Source organism: Mucilaginibacter lappiensis, assembly GCF_900155965.1.
In the GTDB taxonomy this organism is placed as follows: Bacteria; Bacteroidota; Bacteroidia; order Sphingobacteriales; family Sphingobacteriaceae; genus Mucilaginibacter; species Mucilaginibacter lappiensis.
In genome coordinates this window covers 208533-231606 of record NZ_FTMG01000002.1, presented here as the reverse complement: position 1 = coordinate 231606, position 23074 = coordinate 208533, and the positions used below count along the sequence as shown (strand labels likewise).

The 23074-nt window shown below is 41.7% G+C and carries 15 protein-coding genes; 7 read left to right on the top strand and 8 right to left on the bottom strand.

All coding sequences use genetic code 11. The features are described 5' to 3' along the window. Positions 1-7 precede the first annotated feature (7 nt). The gene (locus BW976_RS05145; RefSeq protein ID WP_175614047.1) at positions 8-1255 is read left to right on the top strand and encodes an aspartyl protease family protein; all 1248 of its coding nucleotides are present in this window, start codon (positions 8-10) and stop codon (positions 1253-1255) included. An 85-nt stretch (positions 1256-1340) separates the two neighbouring features. Next, positions 1341-3986 (top strand): zinc-dependent metalloprotease, encoded by a 2646-nt coding sequence (locus BW976_RS05140; protein ID WP_076371114.1) that lies wholly within the window; start codon positions 1341-1343, stop codon positions 3984-3986. Between the two features lie 120 nt (positions 3987-4106). On the opposite strand, the gene BW976_RS05135 is transcribed toward BW976_RS05140, so the two are convergent. Continuing rightward, entirely contained in the window at positions 4107-4379 is a 273-nt protein-coding gene (locus BW976_RS05135; protein WP_076371112.1) for a hypothetical protein, read from the bottom strand. A gap of 191 nt (positions 4380-4570) precedes the next feature. Between BW976_RS05135 and BW976_RS05130 the strand changes: the two genes are divergently transcribed. Both BW976_RS05130 and BW976_RS05125 read left to right on the top strand, forming a co-directional pair. Further along, complete coding sequence (locus BW976_RS05130; RefSeq protein ID WP_084192074.1) at positions 4571-5239, top strand: hypothetical protein; 669 nt, start codon at positions 4571-4573, stop codon at positions 5237-5239. Positions 5240-5455: 216 nt separating this feature from the next. Further along, positions 5456-8398, top strand: coding sequence for an outer membrane beta-barrel protein (locus tag BW976_RS05125; protein WP_076371108.1), 2943 nt, complete (start codon positions 5456-5458; stop codon positions 8396-8398). A gap of 69 nt (positions 8399-8467) precedes the next feature. Here the strand turns inward: BW976_RS05125 and BW976_RS05120 are convergent, their stop codons facing one another. Next, positions 8468-8848: a response regulator gene (locus tag BW976_RS05120; protein WP_076371106.1), complete on the bottom strand. Its 381-nt coding sequence runs from the start codon at positions 8846-8848 to the stop codon at positions 8468-8470. A 303-nt stretch (positions 8849-9151) separates the two neighbouring features. Between BW976_RS05120 and BW976_RS05115 the strand changes: the two genes are divergently transcribed. Then, positions 9152-10558 (top strand): glycoside hydrolase family 30 protein, encoded by a 1407-nt coding sequence (locus tag BW976_RS05115; RefSeq protein WP_076371104.1) that lies wholly within the window; start codon positions 9152-9154, stop codon positions 10556-10558. Between the two features lie 43 nt (positions 10559-10601). Beyond that, complete coding sequence (locus BW976_RS05110) at positions 10602-12377, top strand: cellulase family glycosylhydrolase (protein ID WP_076371102.1); 1776 nt, start codon at positions 10602-10604, stop codon at positions 12375-12377. A gap of 208 nt (positions 12378-12585) precedes the next feature. Here BW976_RS05110 and BW976_RS05105 read toward each other — a convergent pair whose 3' ends face one another. Both BW976_RS05105 and BW976_RS05100 read right to left on the bottom strand, forming a co-directional pair. Then, the gene (locus BW976_RS05105; protein ID WP_076371100.1) at positions 12586-13542 is read right to left on the bottom strand and encodes a YiiG family protein; all 957 of its coding nucleotides are present in this window, start codon (positions 13540-13542) and stop codon (positions 12586-12588) included. A gap of 198 nt (positions 13543-13740) precedes the next feature. Then, a complete protein-coding gene (locus BW976_RS05100) occupies positions 13741-15468 on the bottom strand; it encodes a M61 metallopeptidase family protein (RefSeq protein ID WP_076371098.1) in 1728 nt (575 codons plus the stop codon). A 409-nt stretch (positions 15469-15877) separates the two neighbouring features. Here BW976_RS05100 and BW976_RS05095 point away from each other — a divergent pair, with 409 nt between their 5' ends. Further along, on the top strand, positions 15878-17119 hold the full coding sequence (locus BW976_RS05095) for an FRG domain-containing protein (protein WP_076371096.1): 1242 nt from the start codon (positions 15878-15880) through the stop codon (positions 17117-17119). A gap of 155 nt (positions 17120-17274) precedes the next feature. Here BW976_RS05095 and BW976_RS05090 read toward each other — a convergent pair whose 3' ends face one another. The 4 genes from BW976_RS05090 to BW976_RS05075 form a co-directional block, all read right to left on the bottom strand. Next, positions 17275-18813 carry a YifB family Mg chelatase-like AAA ATPase gene (locus BW976_RS05090; RefSeq protein WP_076371094.1) on the bottom strand — a complete coding sequence of 513 codons (1539 nt, stop codon included), beginning with the start codon at positions 18811-18813 and terminating at the stop codon, positions 17275-17277. Between the two features lie 131 nt (positions 18814-18944). Further along, entirely contained in the window at positions 18945-19340 is a 396-nt protein-coding gene (locus BW976_RS05085) for a hypothetical protein (protein WP_139332207.1), read from the bottom strand. A 193-nt stretch (positions 19341-19533) separates the two neighbouring features. Further along, the gene (locus BW976_RS05080) at positions 19534-21165 is read right to left on the bottom strand and encodes a carboxylesterase/lipase family protein (RefSeq protein WP_076371090.1); all 1632 of its coding nucleotides are present in this window, start codon (positions 21163-21165) and stop codon (positions 19534-19536) included. 224 nt (positions 21166-21389) lie between these two features. Continuing rightward, positions 21390-22967 (bottom strand): M1 family metallopeptidase, encoded by a 1578-nt coding sequence (locus BW976_RS05075; RefSeq protein ID WP_076371088.1) that lies wholly within the window; start codon positions 22965-22967, stop codon positions 21390-21392. Positions 22968-23074 lie beyond the last annotated feature (107 nt).

Below are 23074 nucleotides of genomic sequence, written 5' to 3'. Positions count from 1 at the left end.
AATAACCTTGCTACTCACGCTATTTCATAAAATAAAGCAATTCCGGGCAGTGTGGCTGGCGTGTTTATTTTCGGTTTGTTTTTTTGCCGCACAAGCGCAATACTTTGATCTGGACTATCATAAAAAAAAAGTAACTATCCCCTTTCGGCTCGTCCGCAGCCTAATGGTTATTAAATTAAGCATTAACCATAAAGGTCCATACAATTTTATATTAGATACCGGTGTTGGATTAATGATCATTACCGACCCCAAATTAGCCGATTCTATTCCTATTCCCAATAAACGAACCTTAAAAATACCCGGCCTGGGAGAGGGAGAGGACGCTGAAGCTTATGTTACTTCTCCTTTGGATATTGAGATACCCGGGTTGGTAAGTTACGATGTAGCTGCGGCTATTCTTAAAAAGGATCTATTCAGTTTATCGGGGTATGCCGGTATGCCTATACATGGTTTAATTGGCTACGAGTTTTTCAACAATCTAGCTGTCAGGATCAATGTTCCAGACAGTACTTTAACCGTTTGGAGACCAAAAGATCTGAAAGTGTTTCGCAAAGGAGTACCAATCCCCATTACTATTGAAGACAGGAAACCTTATGTAGAAACATGGGTAAAGCTGCTGAGCGGCGAGAATATAAAAACCAAACTGATCATCGATCTGGGGGCCGGGCACCCGATCTCGCTTGAAACAGTAGTAAAGCGTTATGGCCTTCCGCAAAAATTTATTGCCTCGGCAAATTTGGGCATTGGTTTAAATGGGCCCATTAATGGCTATATAGGGCGTTTGGAATCATTAGAATTAGGCAAATTTAAAATCAAACAGGTTATCGCGTCCTTTCCGGATGTCAACAATAATCAAACCGCACTCTCTGTTCCCCGCGATGGTAACCTGGGCATAGGAACTTTAAAACGTTTTTCGGTCATACTGGATTATACGCACAACACCATGTATTTAAAAGCCGGTCCTAATTTTAAAGATCCGTTTGAACATGATATGAGCGGCCTTGAATATTATGCCGCCGGCGATAATTTTGATCGCATCATTATTAACCGTGTTGAACCAGGATCAGCCGCTGACGAAGTTGGCCTGGAAAGGGATGATGAGATAGTGGCCATCAATTTTAAGCCGGTATCTAAAATGACACTGGAAGAAATTGACGAAATATTCAAATCCCGGAATGACCGCAGCCTTTTGCTCGACGTTTATCACGATAAAAAGCTGGATAAAGTAGTGCTTACCTTAAAAAGACGTATATAATAGGGTGATTTTTAAAAATCACCCTATTATATACTATTACATCGCGTTTATTTTATTTAAGTTTACTGATTAAGTATTGACATAAATGAAAAAACACCTTATCGCAGGCCGTTATTTACGAGGTTCTGCCTTTATTTTTGCTGTTTTAGCCAGCTCATGCGCTACCAAAAAACACACAGCAAACCAAACATTAACCCTTAAAACAACATCGGGCCCGGGCGGAACATCCGTAGCTACTGCAACAGTTGGCGCACCAAAAAAAGAGGGCATTAAAAAATTCAGCGATGTTATAACCGGTAAAACAAAGGCCGATAGCGGTCTTTTTAATACCTACAAGGTTGATGGTAAGTATTACTACGAAATCCCTGACTCCCTGATCAACCGCGAAATGCTGGTGGTTACCCGTTACGTTAAAACTCCGGGTGGCTTAAAAACATTTGGTCAGCAATATGGCGGTGAAGAACTGAACGATCAGGTTTGGAAATGGGAACGCCATGATAAACAGATTTTCATCCGTGTGCCCAGCTATTCTATAAGAGCTGATAGTACTAGTGATATGTACCAATCTGTTAAAAATTCCAATCTCGATGCCGTATTGGCATCTTTTGACATTAAAGCCTTTAATAAAGACAGTACAGGGGTATTGATTGATGTGACCGATTTTTACAATGGCGATATAAGCGCCATTGGCTTATCAGATAATGTTAAAAAAGCCTATAAAGTTTCGGGGGTTGATAACACCCGCTCTTATATTGATACCATTAAAAGCTTTCCGATAAATCTGGAAGCCCGCACTTTAAAAACCTATCGTTCTGCGGAATCACCTACTGATAATTCTACCGGAGCTATAACTTTTGAGTTCAATACCTCGATGCTGTTGCTACCGAAAATACCAATGAAAGCCCGTATCAGTGATGAAAGGGTTGGTTTTTTTGGTCAGCGCCAAACAGACTATGGTACGGATGCTCAAAAAGCCCAGGTAACCGCTTATATCCATCGTTGGAAACTGGAACCCAAAGACCCTGCGGCTTATTCACGCGGCGAACTGGTTGAGCCCAAGAAACAAATAGTTTATTATATTGATCCGGCAACGCCAAAAAAATGGGTTCCTTACCTTATAGCTGGTATAAACGACTGGAACAAAGCTTTTGAAGCTGCCGGTTTTAAAAATGCGATTGTTGGTAAAGAGGCTCCGACTCACAAACAAGATCCTGAATTTAGTACGGAGGATGCCCGCTACAGCGTGATCAGGTATTTTGCATCGGACGTAGAGAACGCTTACGGCCCTCATGTTTCCGATCCGCGTACCGGCGAGATCCTGGAAAGCCACGTTGGTTGGTATCATAACGTAATGAGCCTGCTGCGCGATTGGTACCTGATACAGACCGCTGCAGTAAACCCAGCTGCCCGCAAAGCTCAATTTACCGACGAGCAAATGGGTGAGCTAATCCGTTTTGTGTCATCACATGAAATTGGGCACACACTCGGCTTGCCACATAACTTCGGTTCAAGCTACGCTTATCCTGTTGATTCGCTTCGCTCCAAAACATTTACCGATAAACATGGCACAGCACCATCTATCATGGACTATGCCCGCTTTAACTATATAGCTCAACCAGGTGATGGTGTTACCCATCTTTATCCGCAAATAGGCGAGTATGATCTTTGGTCTATTAAATGGGGCTACAGCTGGTTCCCGGGTAACAAGACCCCTTTACAGGAGAAAGAAATACTGGCCGACTGGACCAATAAAAAAGCTGGCAACCCACTTTATTATTTTGGTCGCCAGGGCACATCCATTGACCCACGCCTGCAAAACGAGGATCTGGGCGACAATGCTATGAAAGCCAGCACCTATGGTATAGCCAACTTAAAAAGCATTTTACCCAATCTGGAAAAATGGACCTATCAAAAAAATGAGAATTTTAGCGATGTAGCAGAACTATACAACGAAGTTCTGGGTCAGTTTTACCGTTATATGGGCCATGTTACCACCAACATTGGCGGGATGAACGAAAACTTTAAAACCTACGATCAAAAAGGCCCAGTATACGATTTTGTAAGTAAAGACCGCCAGCACGATGCTGCGCTGTTTTTAAACAAGCAATTGTTTGATACCCCACTTTGGTTAATAAACAAACCCGAACTGGGTAAATTTGATAATGGCGTAACGCTTAACCGTATCAAAGCTATGCAGGTTGCCGTATTATCAAATGTACTTAGCCCATCAAGACTGGCCCGCATGTATGATAACGAGGCCAAAAACGGCGCTAACGCTTATACCGTTGCAGAATTATTTACTGATGTGCGCGCAGGTGTATTTAACAATAATAAACCGGATGCCTTCAAACGCAATCTGCAACGTGGTTACATTGAAAACCTGAAAAGTTTGTTGATGACGGATGCGAGTTTCTCATTTCCGGGCCTAACAAGTGCCCAATTGGCATCATGGGGCTTCACACCAATAAACATTGCCTTATCTGATATCAGGCCAATGGTACGTGCAGAATTGAAAAAAATAGATACCGGACTACCAAAAGGTGGCGATGCGCTAACCACAGCTCACTTTACCGATCTTCACCTGCGTATTAAGGATGCTTTAAATCCGGATAAAGCCATCATTAATTTTCAGGGTATGATGATGCGCGGTATAAACAACAGTGATATAATCAAAGAAAACACTGATAGTGGTTATATGAACTGTTGGCCAAAAACACCAACAGATTATTAATCTACTCATTAAAAATAAAAAAGCCGGCTTAGTTTAAGCCGGCTTTTTTTTATGAATACACCTGATGAGCAGCTTGATCAGGTAAAATTAAACAGTATCTAATATCCAGCTATAGCAGCACTATTTAAGCTGGCTGATGTTTTCGAAAAAGGCAACCTGCAGATCAAGCAGTGATCTTACATTAATTTTTTCTCCATAGGCATCAAAGCATAAAAACTTAGTGCTTTCCGGATGATTTCTTCGCTTTTTCTCAAAAAAATTAAACGTTTCAAAAAAATAATGATTAGTTGTTACATGACTTTTATTATTGGTTTGTGATGCATTTAACCGAAAACCGATCGCATCTATCCAATTGTGCACTTTTGAGTGCAATGTGCTGCTAATATTATTCATAGGTTAATTTTATTTTAAACATAACGAAACATTCGCCGGTTTTGTTGTTCATTTTTTTGGATTATTTGAACAATACATTAATTTCCTTTTTTAACCGGCAACAATAATTGTTCCGCTATCTCCATCACCTGAAACTAATTATTCATCCATCCGTAATAAAGCCACAAATCCACCTAAAATTTAAAAAATTCATGAGAAAACTACGACTACTATTTCCTGCATTATTGATATGCGTATTCAGTATGAACGCTTGTAAAAAAGGGGACCCTGGACCCGCAGGTGTTAATGGCACCAATGGTACCGATGGCGCGCAAGGCCCAAAAGGGGATACCGGCTCACCCGGACCAGGCGGTCCACAAGGACCAACTGGCAATACCGGATCAACCGGCGGCACGGGGCCCCAGGGACCACAAGGACCAACCGGCCCAACCGGGCCACAAGGGCCAACGGGTCCGGCAGGACCACAAGGCCCAACTGGACCTACAGGAGCCGATGGCACTATGAGCGTTAAAAGTTATTTGTTAATTAACAAAAGCGTTACTCTAACCGGATTTACCAATTTCGCGATACCTGGTATTACTCAAGACATCGTTGACAGTGGCGTTGTATTAGCTTACTTCAGAACTACCGGAAGTACCGGAGCATATTATGCATTGCCTTACAGCGAAGCCGGCAGGACTATTACTTTATCAGATTTTGGCGTTGGTTATGTTAATATCAAAGCCAATTTTTCACAATCCGGGCTCGATTTTAAAATTGTAGTTATTCCTGGCGGCAGCGTTACCACCTTACAAGTTGCGCACCCTGGCATCAACTTTAAAAATTACAGTGAAGTAGCAACAGCGCTACACATCAACTGATTTAACAAAAGGTGATTTTAAGTATAAAAGAGCCGACGATATAGGCCCTTTTATACTTAAAATTTGTAACAATGATATGATTAATAAGCGTTTAGTGCCATTTCTGTAACAATCATATGCTTTTTTAACATTTAATACTTTATAAGTTGAACATTTGCAATTGAATTGCGTCCAATGTTTAATTAATAAAAATTGCAAGCAGAACAAATACACTATATGAAAGCCCTGTACCTTATTTTAAGCCTAACCATTTTAACTGTATTCAACACGTTGGCGCAAACCACGCATGATATTAGCGGTACAATTGTTGACACTACAAAACTGTCATTACCAGGCAGCAGCATCAAGCTTATATCAAACGGAGGAGATAGTACTATATCTATTGCTGATGCCAATGGAAAGTTCGCGTTTTCGGGAATCAAGGGCAGCAAAATAACGCTTACATTATCATCCATTGGTTTTACATCTATCAAAAAACACTTCGCATTGAATCCTGATGGAAAGCCTGTTGATTTAGGTAACATTATCATGAAGGCCTCAACCAATATGCTCAACGTGGTTACTATTGTGGGTGTTAACCCGGTAACCTTAAAAGAGGATACGGTAGAATACAACGCCAGTGCTTATAAAGTAAGGGAGAATGCACCGGCCGAAGACCTGATCAAAAAGCTACCAGGTGTTGATGTAGACGTAAATGGAAATATTACTACACAGGGCAAACAGGTTACCAAAGTGCGCATAAACGGCAAAGACTTTATGGGCGGCGATGTACAAAGCGCCACCAAAAACCTACCCGCTGATGTGATTGAGAACATCCAGATGATTGATGATTATGGCGACCAGGCCAATCTTACCGGTGTTAAAACCGGGGAGCCTGATAAGATCATGAACATTACCATTCGCAAGGATAAAAACTACGGTTATTTTGGGCAAGCTACCGCCGGCGACGGTAGGGACGCCTTACCTCAAAGTCAGGATATACCCGATAAAAACCGCTATATAGGCTCGGTAAATGTGTTTAATTTTAATGGCGACCAACAAATTGCCCTTTTGGGAAGCATCAATAATACTAACGTAAATACCTTTTCATTTGGCAGCGCCAGTGGTGGCAGTGGCGGTTTTGGAGGCGGTGGTTTTGGCGGCGGCGGCCGGGGTAATGCAGGTAGGGGCGGTGGTAACACCGGCAGTTTGATAACCACACAAAATGGTGAAACCAATGCACATTCAATAGGCACCAACTTCCGCGATCAATGGGGCAAAAAACTTTCGGTATATGGAAGCTACAGCTTTGCCGATAATACCGTTACAACAACGACCAATACATTGCAGGAAAACAGGTCAGCCTCAAACCCTACAACACAAAATCAAAATAGCGTTGAAAAAGATCAGAATATAAATCATCGTTTTACCTGGAACATGGAGTATAAACCTGATACTATTAACTACTTAAAGGTTACTCCAACATTCTCTTACGCCGGCACAAATACCAGTGAGTCTGAAGCCGTAAATTTCAGCAGAAATGGAAATGTCTCCTCTGCTTACACCGCTATTACTAATGGCGATTCACAAGCGCCAAATTATGGTTTTACAGCTTTATTTAACCATCGTTTTAAAAATCGCCACAATCTGAGCATCAATGCTTCCGTAAGTTCGGCCCCAAGCTGGTCATACCAAAATCCGATTTATGATTATACAGCTGGCAATCCCACTGCGCCTATAAATCAAATGATTAATACTTATAGCCGGACTAATAGTTATGGCACTAACGTTTCGTATCTGAACCCGATAGGCAAACGTTCATACCTGGAGCTTAACTACGCGTTTAATCGTGCTATTACAACCAATAATAAAGAAACTGATACGCTCTTTAATGCAGCTGATTTTTCTTTCAGAAGCGACAGCGCGTTAAGCAATCTTTACAATTACACCTTTACAACTAATAAAGTTGGCTTAAACTATCGCTTTATTGAAAAAAAGTACAATTATACACTGGGACTGGGTGTTCAGCCATCCGTTTTAGATGGCAGTTCTCCAGTAACGGGGGTTTCAACACATATATCCACATTTAATGTGATACCTACTGCGCGTTTCATTTATAACTTTTCGCGCAGTCAGTCATTCAGTGTTAATTACAATGGATCAAGCAGTACGCCAAGTTTTTCACAGTTACAACCCGTGATCGACTTTTCAAATGCGCTTTACCCAGTTGAAGGTAACCCTAATCTGAAACCACAGTTTACCAACAATTTTTCCATCAGGTATAACAAGTTTAGTTTCCAAACAGGCGATGTATTATTTGCTAACTTATCATTCCAAAGTGTGCAAAATCAGGTGGTGACTAATACTATCACCTATCCTCGTCTTTATTCGCCTAATACAAGATTCCAAAACACCATTTTAACTCAGTATTTAAATGCCGATGGGTATTATACCGGTTCTGGTCGTTTAACTTACTCTAAGCCATGGGAAAACCGCAAATACACGCTTACCTTTAATGGTACAGCTACCTATACCAATAATATAGGTTACCTGACCAATATCGATTCCACTTCTTTTGCCGCCACAACAGAGAAAAACATTGCCAAAAATTTGGTGTTTACCCCCGAAGTACGTTTCAGGGTTGACATCAATAACATTGTTGATGCACAAATTTTAACCAACTACGCTATCAACAGAACCAGCAACTCTGTACAAAACCCACTGTTAGCAGGAACCTCCAATATCAGGACCTGGAATATTGGCCTCACCGGTAAAAACTATTTTGGCGACTGGACATTTAGCTACGATTATTCCAAAGCAACCAATTACGGTTACAGCTCAGATATAAAAGTTACTAATCCTAATATTTTAAATCTGTATGTGGAGCGCCGCTTTTTGAAAAATCACCAGGCTACTGTACGTCTTTCAGGCTTTGACTTATTTAATGAAAACACTGGCTTTACATCAACATCAACAGCCAGTTCATTGACGCAATCACGCGTTAACCGTCTTTCGAGATATTATCTGTTAACCTTTACGCTTAACCTGAAAAAATTTGCAGGCAAAGCGCCTGTTCAGGATAATATGGGTCCTGGTGGCCGATTCAGGGATGGCGGCGGTCGTCGTGATGGCGGTGGATCTGGCGGTGGTGTACCGGGAGTACCGGGCGGGCTGCAATAATCCGTCATAAAAAAAGCCTCATCTATTTAAGATGAGGCTTTTTTTATGAAACTCTTTTGCTACTTATCTTTAATTAGAGTCGGTTGTTAATACATTACTTATCACCCGTTCCAGATCTTCCAGATCAAAGGGCTTGGCCAGATAAGTTTGCGCACCAGCATGGCTGGCCAATAATTGGATATCGCTATTGGCAGAAAAGTATATGACTGGTATATGCTTTAATTCATCTGCTTTTTTTAGGGTTTGGGTAGCAACAATCCCTCCTGCATCAGGAATCCAGTTGTCCATTAATATAACATCCGGTAAAATTGGCAAAACTTTATCAGCAATATTATTGCAATCGGTAAAAGTGTGCACCTCCCATCCCTTCTCTTCCAAGATATAACTACAGATAGACAGTATATCTTCATCATCATCAAATATGATGATCTTTTTGTGCGGTTCTTCCATTTGTATACTTCCAGTGAAACTATAAATAAATTTTAATACTGTCAAATAATTTAAAGTCTTAATTAATATACGTAGCCATTAAATTAATGTTTTAGTTTATAGTTTTTTGACTGTAGTGTTAAAATAGGGCATAAAAACATTAAATTAAGCGGGCAATATGGTGTATAATTTACACTTTCGTAATATATTAGTTACCCAATAATTTATACACCATTATATTGAAAACAATAATAAATTTACTATCCAATTTAAGCCTTATTTAAACCTGAATGCATTACTGCATTTCCTATTAAATTTTAATTTATGAATAAAAATATCCGATCACTTTTATTGTGGCCGTTGCTATTTAGCACTACCATTACCTATGCGCAAAAGGCAGATCAGGCTACTTTATGGCTAACCAAAGCCGATAGATCCGCTTTATTTGAAAAGCAAAAAGATGCTTTAACCTTTAAACCGGCAACCGATAATGGATTTACCATTACTATTGATGATAAAAAAACATACCAGCCCATTGACGGCTTTGGCTTTGCATTAACCGGCGGCAGTGCCATGCACATCATTCGCATGAGTCCGGATAGTCGTGCCGCCTTACTAAAGGAGTTATTTGCTACCAATGGCAATAACATTGGTGTGAGTTATATCAGACTGAGTATTGGCGCATCAGACCTCAACGAAAAAGTATTTTCATATGACGATATGCTGGCCGGCCAAACAGATCCGACATTGAAACATTTTGATCTGGGCCCCGACAAACAGGATGTAATCCCGGTTATGAAACAGATATTGGCCATTAACCCGGCTATCAAAATATTAGGCTCACCCTGGTCGCCACCGGCCTGGATGAAAACCAATGAGGATACCCGTGGAGGTCGTTTAAAACCAGAATATTACGGGGTCTATGCTAAATACCTGGTCAAATATATACAGGAGATGAAAGCTAATGGTATACCTATTGATGCTATTACCATTCAGAATGAGCCCTTGCATCCGGGAAATAATCCAAGTTTGTTGCTGGTAGCCCCGGATGAAGGCGAATTCATTAAAAACCACCTTGGACCAGCCTTTAAAGCCGCCGGAATTAAAACCAAGATCATTATTTATGACCATAATGCCGACAGGCCCGATTACCCCATCTCTATCCTGAATGACCCGGCGGCCCGTAAATATATCGATGGTTCCGGCTTCCATTTGTATGGCGGGGATATTGATGCGCTAACCGACGTGCACAATGCTCATCCTGATAAAAACCTATATTTTACGGAGCAAATGGTGGTTGAAAAAGAGAACAGCACCACCATCAACATTGCCTCGCCGGTTAAAAGGCTGATTATTGGGGCAACCCGCAACTGGAGCCGCAACGTACTGGAATGGAACCTGGCTGCCGATCCGGATTATAAACCATATACCGATAGGGGTGGTTGCCCCATGTGCCAGGGAGCCGTAACCATTGATAAAAACGCGGTGAAACGTAATCTGGCCTATTATTCTATAGCCCATGCATCTAAATTTGTTCGCCCGGGCTCGGTTCGTATCGCTTCCAATAATTCGGATACACTGCCCAACGTGGCTTTCAAAACCCCTGATGGCAAAAAGGTACTCATAGTAGCCAACACCAGTGATTCCTCGCAATCTTTTAGTATCAAATATAACGGGCTGGCGGTTACTACTACGCTGGATAAAGGTTCTGTAGGTACCTATATTTGGTAAGCATTCTTTAAATATTTGTTTATATCAATAATCTAAGTACACCATGTTATTACAAACTTTTAAAAATATATCGGTAAAGGTTTTGCTTCTGGCTTTACCGGCTTCGTTCATTTCGTTACAAGGTAGCGCGCAAAGCTTTTTAAGGGCCGAGGGCAAAAAAATAGTGGACGAAAGCGGCAAAAACGTATTGTTGCGCGGCATGGGGCTGGGTGGCTGGATGATCCAGGAAGGTTACATGCTGCATGTGAATAAAGATAGTCGCCAGTACCGTATTCGTGAAAGGCTGGAAGAGTTGATGGGGCCTGCAGAAACTAAAGAGTTTTATGATACCTGGCTGGCCAATAATACCCGCAAGATAGATATCGACTCGATGCACCGCTGGGGTTTTAATTCGGTGCGCCTGCCTATGCATTATAATCTATATACTTTACCCATAGAAAAAGAACCGGTTGCCGGGCAAAATACCTGGCTGGAAAAAGGTTTCAAAATGACCGACGACCTGCTGGCCTGGTGCAAGGCCAACCACATGTACCTGATCCTTGATCTGCATGCAACACCGGGAGGCCAGGGTAACGACTTGAACATATCAGATCGTAATCCTGATTTACCATCATTATGGGACAGCGAAGCCAACAAACAAAAAATGATAGCCCTTTGGCGTAAACTGGCTGATAGATATAAAAACGAACCTAACATTGCTGGCTATGATATTATCAACGAACCCAACTGGGGGTTTGATGATCCGGCCAATGATAAGAACGGCTTAAAAGAAAAAAGCAACGCTCCTTTACGCAAACTGATGGTTGATATTACCGCCGCTATTCGTGAGGTGGATAAAAAACACATCATCATTATTGAGGGTAATGGCTGGGGTAACAATTACAATGGCATACTGCCTACCTGGGATAAAAACATGGTACTGAGTTTCCACAAATACTGGAATTTCAATGATCAGAAATCCGTAGAACACATCATCAAAACCCGCGACCAGTATAATGTGCCTGCCTGGATAGGGGAGACAGGGGAAAACTCTAACGTATGGCTAACAGAAGAGATCCATTTACTGGAGAAAAACAATTTAGGTTGGGCGCTATGGCCATTAAAAAAGATGGGCAATAATAATCCGATAGAAATACCATCCAACCTGAATTATGATGATGTGACCAACTATCTGAATACCGGCAGGCATAAACCCAAAGAAAGCAATGTGTACAGCGGCACACTCGAAATGGCTATTCATGCTAAGCTGGAGAACGCCATCATTCACCATGACGTGATTGATGCTATTTTCAGGCAGCCATTCACTACCGCAACCAAGCCATTTAAAGCCAATAAGGTCACCAACGGTACCATCATCAATGCCGTTGACTATGACCTTGGCCGCAATGGCTTTGCTTATTTTGATACCGATACTGCTGATTACCACACTTCCGGAAAACCAGGCATCGGAAACAGAGGTCGAATCTATCGTAATGATGGTGTAGATATCAGCAAGGATTCCACAGCTTACAACAGTTTTTATGTTGATCACATAGAAACCGGCGAATGGACTCAATACATCATACAGGTAAAAACAGCAGGGGTTTATTCCGTTAAACTAAAAGTAGCTGCAGCCACTGATGATGCCAAGCTATCCCTCAATATCAATGGAGCTGATCAGGCGAAAGAGGTTGCGATACCTAACACCGGGGGACTAAAAACCTGGCAGGTGATCACCGTAAAAGACATCCGCCTAAAAGCAGGAAGCAATAAGGTAAGAGTGTACGCCAATAAAGGAGGGTATAACCTGCATTGGCTGCAATTTTGGAGGGATAAGTAAATTGATAAGAATAGCGTAAAAGTGGGTTTACATGGTTTACACTTTTCATGGTTAAAATTGGCTTATTTATCTCATAATCAATAAGTTGTAAAAAATAAGGCGCCAAAAGTGTAAACCCAGAAATTACCAGTCTAAGTACGGTGAAGAATTTTGATTAATGATCAGATCTTTCGTCGTGCTCAGAATGGAATTATATCATATTGCTTTTTTAGTCTACAAAATTGTTATAATAAGTCCTGATAGTTTCTTTTTTAGAATCCAGGGATTTCAGATTATCATCGGTGATTTTCCCCGATGAAGAAGCATCGCGCATAATCCTTTTTAATTCAAGCAGAAAATCATTGACCGCTTCATTGAAACGTCCAAAATTGTTCTTTTGTGAAGCATACTGTTCACCACCCGGAAGCGTCATTGCCGTATGTTTTTCGTTCTCCGCCTTTAAGGCTTGGAAAGCTGCTTGCGCCCTTGCTTCCGAAGCTTTATAGTTATTGGCACAACTATCCAGTAACGCATTAATTTCTGCTACTTTAGTGCGATCGTCCTTCATTGAATAGATATATTCTTTCAGGGGATGATCTTTTAGTATCACACGCTCAGCATCATCGGCAATTAAACTTAATTTCGCTCTTATTTGATCATCCAATTTATAATATTTATTGCCTAAATTATCTATAGAATCGATTAATGCTTTTCCTTTGGCACCGTTATCATCTTTATAATCCTGCGCCTTTACGTAATCACTCATCGTTTTATAAACGCCTTTGATCTGTGCATAAAGCGCATTTAGTTGTGCAACATTGTCCTTGAAGAATTTTTTGTCACTACTGTTTAACGCGCCTGGCGGATTGGATGGATTTTCGCCAAGTCTCGGAATATAAGGCATTTCATAAGGCCCTATCCCCATGTAGGGAATAGGTGCCTTTGGATCATCAAATATTTTCCGCATGTTTCTTATATTACTGCCTAAGCTTTTTAAATAGTGATCCCGGCTGTCGTCTAAAGCCAACAGACCATTATTATACTTAATGATACTGTTGGCATCATCACCACTTGATTCCGCATATGGTGTTTTGGCTTTTGAACCCTTATCTCCGTTTTGGCAGGAAAAAATAAATGTAGTAACAATAAAAGCCGGGAAAATGAGCAAACGTGCTGTTTTTTTCATCCGCATATAATTTATTGGTATTAGAAATTTAGACAGTTATTGTCTTCTCCTGTTCATGCCCGGTGAGTGGAAAATTTTCATGGGTGCTTCAATAGATTAATCAAGTGTGGGGACATACAAATATAAAGTCTGCTGCGGAGTTCCACAAACAGAAAATCGCTTGTGGTAGCGAGGGAATATTTTAGCGTTGTGTTAAATTTAATGTACCTGATCCTTCGGACGCCTGTATAAATGTTTTTTTAACCTGGTAGATCCGGAAGCAACAGAAAACCACTTGTATCCCGTTACGTGGCCTATACGCGGCTGAAATGTGATCGGAAAATCAATGCCTTTCCGCTTTACAGTAATAGTTATAGCACTAGTATAGCTTTCATAAGCCGGTATCAAATTGATAGCAGATGAAATAGTGTCTCCATTTTTTAACCCGGCCAAACCAGCCGGAGATTTTGGATCCAATCCGGCAATAACTTCTCCTGCTTTTATAGCTTTGGGTTTATCAAAGCCTAAATCAAAAAATTGCGCAGCAACCGGTTTCCGCTTGAAATTTTCACCATACGCATTATTAACCGGGATGAGTAACCGGCCTGACATCATCAATTTAAAATCGGCTACGGCCCAGTCACCTGCTCTTTTTTTGATCAGGTCGGCCCACGTTTGTACAGTCGTTTGCCGGCCACTTGCCTTTATGCCGTTCATTTCTCTGATCAAGGATAGTACAGAAACCTTTTTTACCCGGTGTTGTCGAAGCTTCCCTTCTAAATCAGCAAAATACAGCGCACCACGTGTATAGGGCGTTGTCCAGGCGTTGCGGCCAGACCACATAATTTGCGGGATTTTTTGATTAGGAACATTTCTAAGCCTATTGGTATAATATTCCGCAAGCTCGCCGTTCCTAAGTTCTAAATACCGTTTCTCACTAATCAATCCTGCATCATACAAAAGTTTAACAGACAAATAGTCCGCGATACCTTCTACATACCAATCAGCAAGTCCTTCCGGATCGTACAGATCAGCAACAAAAACATGTATCATCTCATGAGCAGATAGTGATTTAATATCCTCATCATTCAATGAAGTCCCCGTGGGCACATATAAAACAAATGAACCACTGGTCGCCCTTCCGCTTGATAAAGGCGGCCCATCGTAGGAGCGAAAAAAGTAATAAAAGGGCTTTTCGGGTGATCCTTCCAGGCTGTCCCTGATTACCTGGTAAGTTTTTGCAGACCAATTTGCAGCGTCCCCGAATTCACTGTTTGATCCCTTACCGAGGCCGTACATACTAAAACCGCCAGGGTGATTTGTTGAAACAAACGAACTAAGTTTTCCCGCTAAAAACTGTGCTTCCAAGAGATCGCCAAAAGTTGTTTGAAATTTTACTGACTTTCCGGGGCCATAACTGCATACGGCGTCGGCCTTCTCCGGCAATTCCCAATCAAGCTGAATCTCCATATTTTTGTCTGTATATGGCAGCAGTAGAAAACTACCAAATGATCCAGATATACCGTCACCAGCGGCCTGCAAATCTCTGACAGGGCCACTTTGGGCAGGAATTGGATTTGCGAGCGGTACACGATAAGAAATTTGCAAGGGCCCTGTTATACTACGATCTGCCTGCAAGCAGCTGTAATCGTTGCCATTTATGGTTTTACTTTTTACCTGGTGAAATTTCACCAGGCCCGAACTGTCTTTTGCATTTAAATCGAATACGGTATCACGTGTCCGCTGTAATGGCGTGAGCTTGTCAAAAAGGAGAATGGTTTTGTCTTTGGAATCGCTGTACCCTTGGGGCAGTACATAAGTCACGCTGATACCGTTGATTACGTTATTATCGGCATGAGACATTTTTAGTTGTAATTTAATCTGGCTATGAGCTTTGGTGCAGATACCCAACAAGATAATAGCAACAAGTAGTTTTTTCAGTAACATAGCTTAAAGAATATTTAAATATCATTTATAATTAATTGCTAATGTCGGACGAATTCTCCGCTACCACAAGCGGGACATTTATAGTAAAGATAAAGGGATACAATGCTTACTTGCATAGCGCCACAAGCGGGACGCCATAAGTGTTCGAAACCTTAAAAAACAACTAATTGATTATTTTTTAGGCGAAAGCCAATGGCTGATCATTTAAAATCCGTTGGTTAAAACCAACGGCAATGAAAGATAAATCAATATATCCTCTATTCATTGCCGTCCCATTTATGGGACGGATAATGGAAACGGTTCCTGGCTTTAGCCGAAACAACAAGGTTTCGAACACTTATGGCGGGACGCTTGCGGGAGCGGGGCAGTTTTTTATACAAAAACAAGTATATTGAATAAAATTTTTGTTATGCTCAATATAAACGACAGAGTGAAATTGTACACAGATTATCTGGATAACGGTGGAATCCAAAAGATCTTTTTTAGAGAACTATGTGTTGACCTTCAAAAAGTCACAAAGCTATCAGATGGCAACGTAGATGTAAACACTATCAGTCCCATTGTAAAGGCTGCTATGCTTGCTTACGAAGCTACACAGATGACCGAGCCTTTACAATCTGATTTTCACCTTTCCGAGTATGAAACACTATATCAAAAATCTCATTTTTTCAATCAAATTAATATTGATACCGAACACGAATTTAATGAAGTGTTTACTAAATACACCTCTACAGATAATATTCTTTTTAGGGGTTTAAATGAGGCTAAGTATCGCCTCTATAGTTCATTGCAGAGATTTTGGATAAGTAATAAATTGGTGCAGCAGGAAGTAACTTACGAGGCTTTTCTAAAGGATCTAATTGAAAATGCGAAAGACGTTAACCTTAATGTTTTAAGAAAGCATTTGGAAAACTCCGGGTTCGATTACGATAACGATGTAGCAGTTCTTAGTTTTCTTCAACACTACAGCTGCCCGACCCCGCTTTTGGACTGGACATATAATTTTGGAGTATCATTATACTTCGCAACGCAAAACGTTACGCTGCCGACAAAGGCACCTGAAATAAACAATTATTTGTGTGTTTACTATTTAGAAGAAGAACATTTGGAAGGCAGTTCCCTGAATCACATTGTCCAAGTTGGTCTGACTCAACAAAAAGAACATTTTAAACAACAGATAGTCGCTGAATTTGCCGATAACGGATTAAGCAGCGAACAAATAGAAAAAATATGTACCGAAGAGTTTATCGAATTGGTTATTTTAAAGGAGTACGGTGCCGGGACAATCAATTTTATGACCAAAGTTGACCGTTTAATAAATAGTCCGATACTTTATTTCTCAGACGCCAAAAGGGATTCGCTCATTCGTTATTGTCTGCAGAACAACATGAATATCATTAATCAGCAAGGTGTTTTTACTTGGAATGCGCATCCAACCAAACCGTTAGAGAATATAGCCAACGCTGAATATCAAACCGATGATAATGATTACAAATTTTCAAAGTGTATTAACATCCATAAGAACCTTGTACCGTATATTAAGGATAAAATAATAAAGGCAGGGATTACAAAGGAGTTTGTGTTTCCAGACTCTTATGAAATTGCCAACACATCCTTTGAAAGGACGACAAAAAAAATCAAACACCTGTAAGCACTTATTGATAACTGTAGAAATGCGCAGCAGTAGTATAAAACATAAGAGTATGTTTTGTGCTCACACCTCCTGGTTGTTGAAGACGGAACCGATGCCCCGCTGTCCGTAGTTTCCAACTACGGACTATTATGCCCGGAGACTGCGTCTCCTCACTATCCTGCCCAACCTTCCCGATCCAAACTCCTGAAATGAATAGCCTCTGCCAGGTGCTCCAGTTTGATGTCCTCGCTGCCGGCCAGATCGGCAATGGTGCGGGATACTTTCAGGATACGGTCGTAGGCCCGGGCGGAGAGGCCGAGTTTTTCCATGGCTCTTTTGAGCAGGGTTTGTCCGGCTACATCTATTTTACAGAGGTCGCGCACCATTTGGGGGCTCATTTGAGCGTTGGCATGCAGATCTTGACGATTGCCGAAACGCTCAATCTGTATCTCCCGGGCTGCTATCACCCGCTCGCGGATCAGTTCGCTTTTTTCGGCAGCACGGTCTGAAGATAATTCACTGAAATTAACAGGCGTTACTTCTACATGTAAGTCAATCCTGTCTAACAGCGGACCGGAGATCTTACTCAAATATTTTTGCACCATTCCCGGCGGACAGATACATTCTTTTTCGGGATGATTATAATAACCGCAGGGGCAGGGGTTCATACTGGCCACCAGCATAAAGCTCGACGGGTAATCGACAGTAAATTTGGCCCGTGAGATAGTTACCCTTCGTTCTTCCAATGGCTGACGCATTACTTCCAGGGCGCTCCGTTTAAATTCGGGTAATTCATCCAGAAACAATACGCCATTATGTGCCAGCGAAATTTCGCCGGGCTGGGGATTTCCGCCGCCACCAACTAAGGCAACATCACTAATGGTATGGTGCGGCGAACGGAATGGCCTAACCGTAACCAAAGCATCTGCTGCCGCCAACTTACCAGCCACAGAATGTATCTTAGTAGTTTCTAAAGATTCATATAAACTCAGCGGCGGCAAAATAGAAGGCAGCCTGCGGGCCAGCATGGTTTTACCCGCTCCCGGCGGCCCAATCAAGATCACATTATGACCACCTGCCGCGGCAATTTCCAGCGCACGTTTAATATTTTCCTGGCCTTTTACTTCGCTAAAATCACTATCGTAATTGCTCAGGCTGTTATAAAACTCTTCGCGGGTATTTACAATCTCCCGTTCAATATTGACGTCGCCATTAAAAAATCTGGCTACTTCTTTGATATTATCTACTCCATACACCTCCAGATCATTTACGATGGCGGCCTCGCGGGCATTTTGCTTGGGAAGAATAAATCCTTTAAAACCATCCTTGCGGGCTTGTATAGCAATGGGAAGAGCTCCTTTAATAGGCTGGAGACTACCATCGAGCGATAGCTCCCCCATGATAATATATTTATCCAGGTTTTCCGACTCCATCTGCCCAGAGGCTGCCAAAACAGCTGTAGCTATCGTGAGATCATAAGAAGAACCTTCTTTTTTAATATCTGCGGGGGCCATATTTACCACCACCTGCTGGCGGGGCATCCGGAAACCGGTATTTTTCAATGCCGATTCAATCCGGAAATAGCTTTCTTTTACGGCCACATCGGGCAGGCCAACTATAAAATATTTGGTACCCGCCGCTATATTTACCTCAACTGTTATGGTAATAGCCTCGATACCATAAACCGCACTGCCAAAAGTTTTAACCAACACTGTGATAAAGTTTAATCAACGCGTAAGATAAATATTTTTAATCAGCAGAAGAAAGAGGCAGGATATTAAAATAAGTATATAAAAAAGCCTGTCGTCCAGGAGACGACAGGCAGGTATTATTGATCGTGAAATTAAGCTACCCGGGCAATAACCATCAAAAACCCGCAGGATGCGATTACACAGGCCAGTATCATTACCGACCATATTTTTTGATGGTGTTTGCTTATTTTTTCAAAAGCGATATTAAGTTTATTAAAACGCTTATTGTTTAGCAATACAAAATAGTTTAACAGTAATGCGCCAACCGCCCCCAGCAAGATAAATGTGCCCGACATGGGGTTAACATTAAACCAACTTGATTTTAAACAAAGCTGTGCGATGAGCAGCAGGATAGTTAACAATATGATCAGCAAAAAATTCAACCCAAAAAGCGAATTAAATCGGGGTAAATTACCCTGACCAAAATTTTTGAAACTCCACCTGTAAAAGCTTACATACATGGATTTATAGAATCTTGTAGTGTTCATAGGTTATTGGTTTAAGGTTAATAATGGCGCTATGTGATATTATATATCGAAATAACGCAATTTTTCAGAATTTTATTGCGTTAAATTAAATGTTTTTTATCAACCCTGCATTTTTATTAAATAAATACCCCACGTCACTCAAAAATGAAATTGTTGCAAATAATCTTTACCGATGCCGTAAAATTATTAACGTCTATTTAGCTGCAGCCATTTGTAGCAGTATCTGGTCATGGTGATATTTTACTTCTGGCTGGTTATCGAATACCATTGCAGCTCCATTTTTCTCCGTATACATTGGCCAATTAGGTAATCCTTTTGCATTAGGGTTACCCGTGCGTGCGAAATTTATCCAGGCCTGGCTTATTTTAGCAGCCAGCGCGTAAGCCTCTTTTCCTGCACCGGTAAACTCTTCGCAACGACCGATATTATTAAACTGGAACGCAATATCCATGCAATGTACCGACTTGTACATCCCATCCATCACCGGCGATTGCCATGCAAACTGGTACATGTAAACCGGGGCTCCGCCCACTACAGCCGATTTAGCATTTGCCTGCCGCACCGTTCCCGGTCTAAAGGTAGTCAGGTCGATATCAATATAGTCGGCCGGTTTTACGGTGTTGGGGTATGCTTTTTTAACTTCGGCTATATAAGTATCCGTTTTATCGCCATATTTTTTTTGCAGGTAGGCTTTAGCCTCATCCATGGTAAAACCTGCGATAGTGGGGTTGATGAGCGAGGCCATAAATTCATTTTTGGTTGATCCTACTAATAGTGGTACATTTTTGGAGAGCTCTATAGCCGCCGGATCAGTCATGTTATAGGGCAAAAAGCTACCATCAATACTCGGCTCCCACATTAACCCGAACCCACCAACGGGTTTACCCTCTGCCTTTAGTTGCAGCTGTACTTTTATAAATGCTTTTTTACAGGCTGCACTCAAACGTTCATAGGACATGGTCTGCAAGGAATCTACCTGGTTAGGTTGCAGTTTCAACACCTCCAGCACAGCCGCGCCAATGCGTTTCGAAACATCAGCCGGCATAAAATCGCTGCGATAGCTGCCGCTTTCCACAATAGCTTTTTGAAACAGGCCTTTTGCTGATGGGGCGTTCATCAGTGTACCTACTTTGGCGCCACCGCCCGACTGGCCGAAGATGGTTACATTATCCGGATCGCCGCCAAAGCTGGCTATGTTTTGTTTTACCCATTGCAGAGCAGCCACAATATCCATCATCCCCGCGTTGGCCGAGGCTTTATACTTATCGCCATAGGCAGATAGGTTCAAAAAGCCCAATAAATTTAGGCGATGATTGATGGATACCACCACCACATCGCCCTTTTTGCTCAGGTTTTCGCCATCATAGGAAGGAAGCTCAATGGCCGAGCCGGCACTAAAGCCACCACCATGCAGCCAAACCATTACCGGGCGTTTCTTTTGATCATGTATACCCGGTGTCCAAACATTTAGTTTGAGGCAATCTTCATTCATATAACCCCAGTTGTGATTAAAACCAAACTCCAGGAGGTCATTTACTGTAGTAGTAGGATCGATGGGGCATACCGCACCATAGGTTAGTGATGTCCGGACTCCTGGCCATGATTCCGGCTTTTCGGGTGCCATAAATCGCTGTGCTTTTGCATAAGGAATGCCTTTATAGGTAAATGTGCCATTATGGATGTATCCGCGTACCTGTCCGTTATCGGTATTGGTTACCGCGATATCTTTTCCGGCTAAAATGGCATCGCTACTGCCCTGGCACCATCCGTAAACAGGCAACAGGCATAAGGCTAAAACAGCCCAAAATGTGGAACGTTTTTTCATAACATATCTGGTTTAGTATAATTGGTTTATAGATATGGGGCTTATAGAATGCCCGAATAACAACCAGGAATGATACTACAGATAAGCAGGGGACGGACAACAGAATCGGCCTGTTTAAAACAAGATCTTTTCTATAATTATCATTGTGTTTGTTTAACACAATGATAATTATAAATTCTTATAAATCAAGGGTAAGGATAAACTTTTTGTTTTCAATATCAACCCTATTGAGCCGCGATATTAAATGAGTCCAGAACATTTACGTCGGGATCAACCAGGATCGTTTCGGGTTTTGTTTTTACCAGAATTTGAGCCGAAGTGGTTTTATCTTTTACCTCTATGTGAACTAATTCGCCATTAATAGCTATCTCTAACGGGAACTCATATAAATTATCTTGCTTTTGTTCAACACTGATGTTAACCGAACCTTTGTCCGCATCATAATGCCAGCCGATGTTCAGATCGGGGTGCCCGGCTTTGCGAAGCCATTGGTTAAAAAATGGTTTTAGATCCTGACCGCTAGCTTGTTCCATTTCTCGGCGCAGATCGTCGGTGTTAGCGTTGCTGCCGCGATATTTGGCATAGTAGTTTTGTATACCTTTCCAAAATAGGTCGTCACCTAGCTTCCGCCGGAGCATGTGTAATACCCAGCTTCCTTTTTCGTAACTGTTGGCGTTAAGTAGCTGCATATAGTCGCTTTTCACTGCGCTATCGACCACTGGGGTGAGGCGCTTTTTTTCAAACTCCAGCACCTTTTTACGATCGGCCAGCATGCGTTTTTTCAGTGTATCAGCGCCGTATTTGTTTTCCAGGTACAGGTTGGTCATATAGGTGGCAAAACCTTCGCTGAGCCACAGGTGCCAGAAACTTTTTTCGCTGGCGCCATCACCAAACCATTGGTGGGCAATTTCGTGCGCCATTAGCTCCTCTATACCCGGCGACGTTACCGATTCTTCAAAGTAAAATATGGCGCTGGCGTTTTCCATACCGCCAAATATGGTTTTTGACTGCACATTGGCCAGCTTTTCATAACTGTACGGACCAACATTTTTGATGAAGAACGGCAGTATATCTTTAGCTACCGCATAGCTTTTAAAACCCGCCTCCTTACTCTCGGGGAATACATAAGTATATACGGGGATATTGCCTGCATCGCCGGGATGATCAATAGCAAAGGCGGCTACACCTATCACCATTACTTTAGTAGGTACAACAACAGCCTCGTGCCAGTGTGTTAATTTCAAGTGGTTGGGCAATTGTTGCTCTTTTATTTTTAAACCGTTGGATACTACCTGGTAATGATCAGGCGCGGTGACCACAAAATCAACTGAGGCTTTATCAGCCGGGGCATCTACGCAGGGCAGCCAGTTATGGGCCCGGTTTGGCCAATTATCCCCAAAAAAGGTACGATGACCAAAGTTATTGGTAGATATGATCAACCCATCGGCAGGAACACCCGCATAGCTTACTTTGTAGCTGTGCATACTCCCTGTTTTAGCGTTCGTATATATTTTAACTGCTCCGCTATCCTGTACAAACCGAAGATTTTTCCCATTTTCCGTAACGGCGGATACCAGCATCCCTTTGCCTTCAACATTCTTTTTAACCAGGTCGAGGTTGAATGCATCTGCATTTTTCAAAAATTTGACTCCTACAGTAGCCTGCCCTTTGATGTTATTATCTGCATCTGTTAACTGCAGCGCAAAGATGTAATGCTGCACATCAATAACAGCACCGGGAACTTGTGCTTTAACTGCCATGCTTAAAATTAAAAGGGCCGAAGATAGTATCGTTTTACGCATATATATTAAATGGAGGATAGCATCGTATTACACAAAACTAAAATAAAAAAGCGGCCAATCACCTCCCCATTTATATTTAAAAATGATGCTCCCTAAAAGCAGCAATC

What these genes read in the sequence shown, in the direction of transcription:
- BW976_RS05100 (WP_076371098.1), bottom strand. Translation starts at nt 15,468, where the DNA reads ATGTTACTGAAAAAACTACTTGTTGCTATTATCTTGTTGGGTATCTGC.
- BW976_RS05115 (WP_076371104.1), top strand. Translation starts at nt 9,152, where the DNA reads ATGAATAAAAATATCCGATCACTTTTATTGTGGCCGTTGCTATTTAGC.
- BW976_RS05130 (WP_084192074.1), top strand. Translation starts at nt 4,571, where the DNA reads ATGAGAAAACTACGACTACTATTTCCTGCATTATTGATATGCGTATTC.
- BW976_RS05085 (WP_139332207.1), bottom strand. Translation starts at nt 19,340, where the DNA reads ATGAACACTACAAGATTCTATAAATCCATGTATGTAAGCTTTTACAGG.
- BW976_RS05135 (WP_076371112.1), bottom strand. Translation starts at nt 4,379, where the DNA reads ATGAATAATATTAGCAGCACATTGCACTCAAAAGTGCACAATTGGATA.
- BW976_RS05105 (WP_076371100.1), bottom strand. Translation starts at nt 13,542, where the DNA reads ATGAAAAAAACAGCACGTTTGCTCATTTTCCCGGCTTTTATTGTTACT.
- BW976_RS05140 (WP_076371114.1), top strand. Translation starts at nt 1,341, where the DNA reads ATGAAAAAACACCTTATCGCAGGCCGTTATTTACGAGGTTCTGCCTTT.
- BW976_RS05125 (WP_076371108.1), top strand. Translation starts at nt 5,456, where the DNA reads ATGAAAGCCCTGTACCTTATTTTAAGCCTAACCATTTTAACTGTATTC.
- BW976_RS05080 (WP_076371090.1), bottom strand. Translation starts at nt 21,165, where the DNA reads ATGAAAAAACGTTCCACATTTTGGGCTGTTTTAGCCTTATGCCTGTTG.
- BW976_RS05095 (WP_076371096.1), top strand. Translation starts at nt 15,878, where the DNA reads ATGCTCAATATAAACGACAGAGTGAAATTGTACACAGATTATCTGGAT.
- BW976_RS05110 (WP_076371102.1), top strand. Translation starts at nt 10,602, where the DNA reads ATGTTATTACAAACTTTTAAAAATATATCGGTAAAGGTTTTGCTTCTG.
- BW976_RS05120 (WP_076371106.1), bottom strand. Translation starts at nt 8,848, where the DNA reads ATGGAAGAACCGCACAAAAAGATCATCATATTTGATGATGATGAAGAT.
- BW976_RS05075 (WP_076371088.1), bottom strand. Translation starts at nt 22,967, where the DNA reads ATGCGTAAAACGATACTATCTTCGGCCCTTTTAATTTTAAGCATGGCA.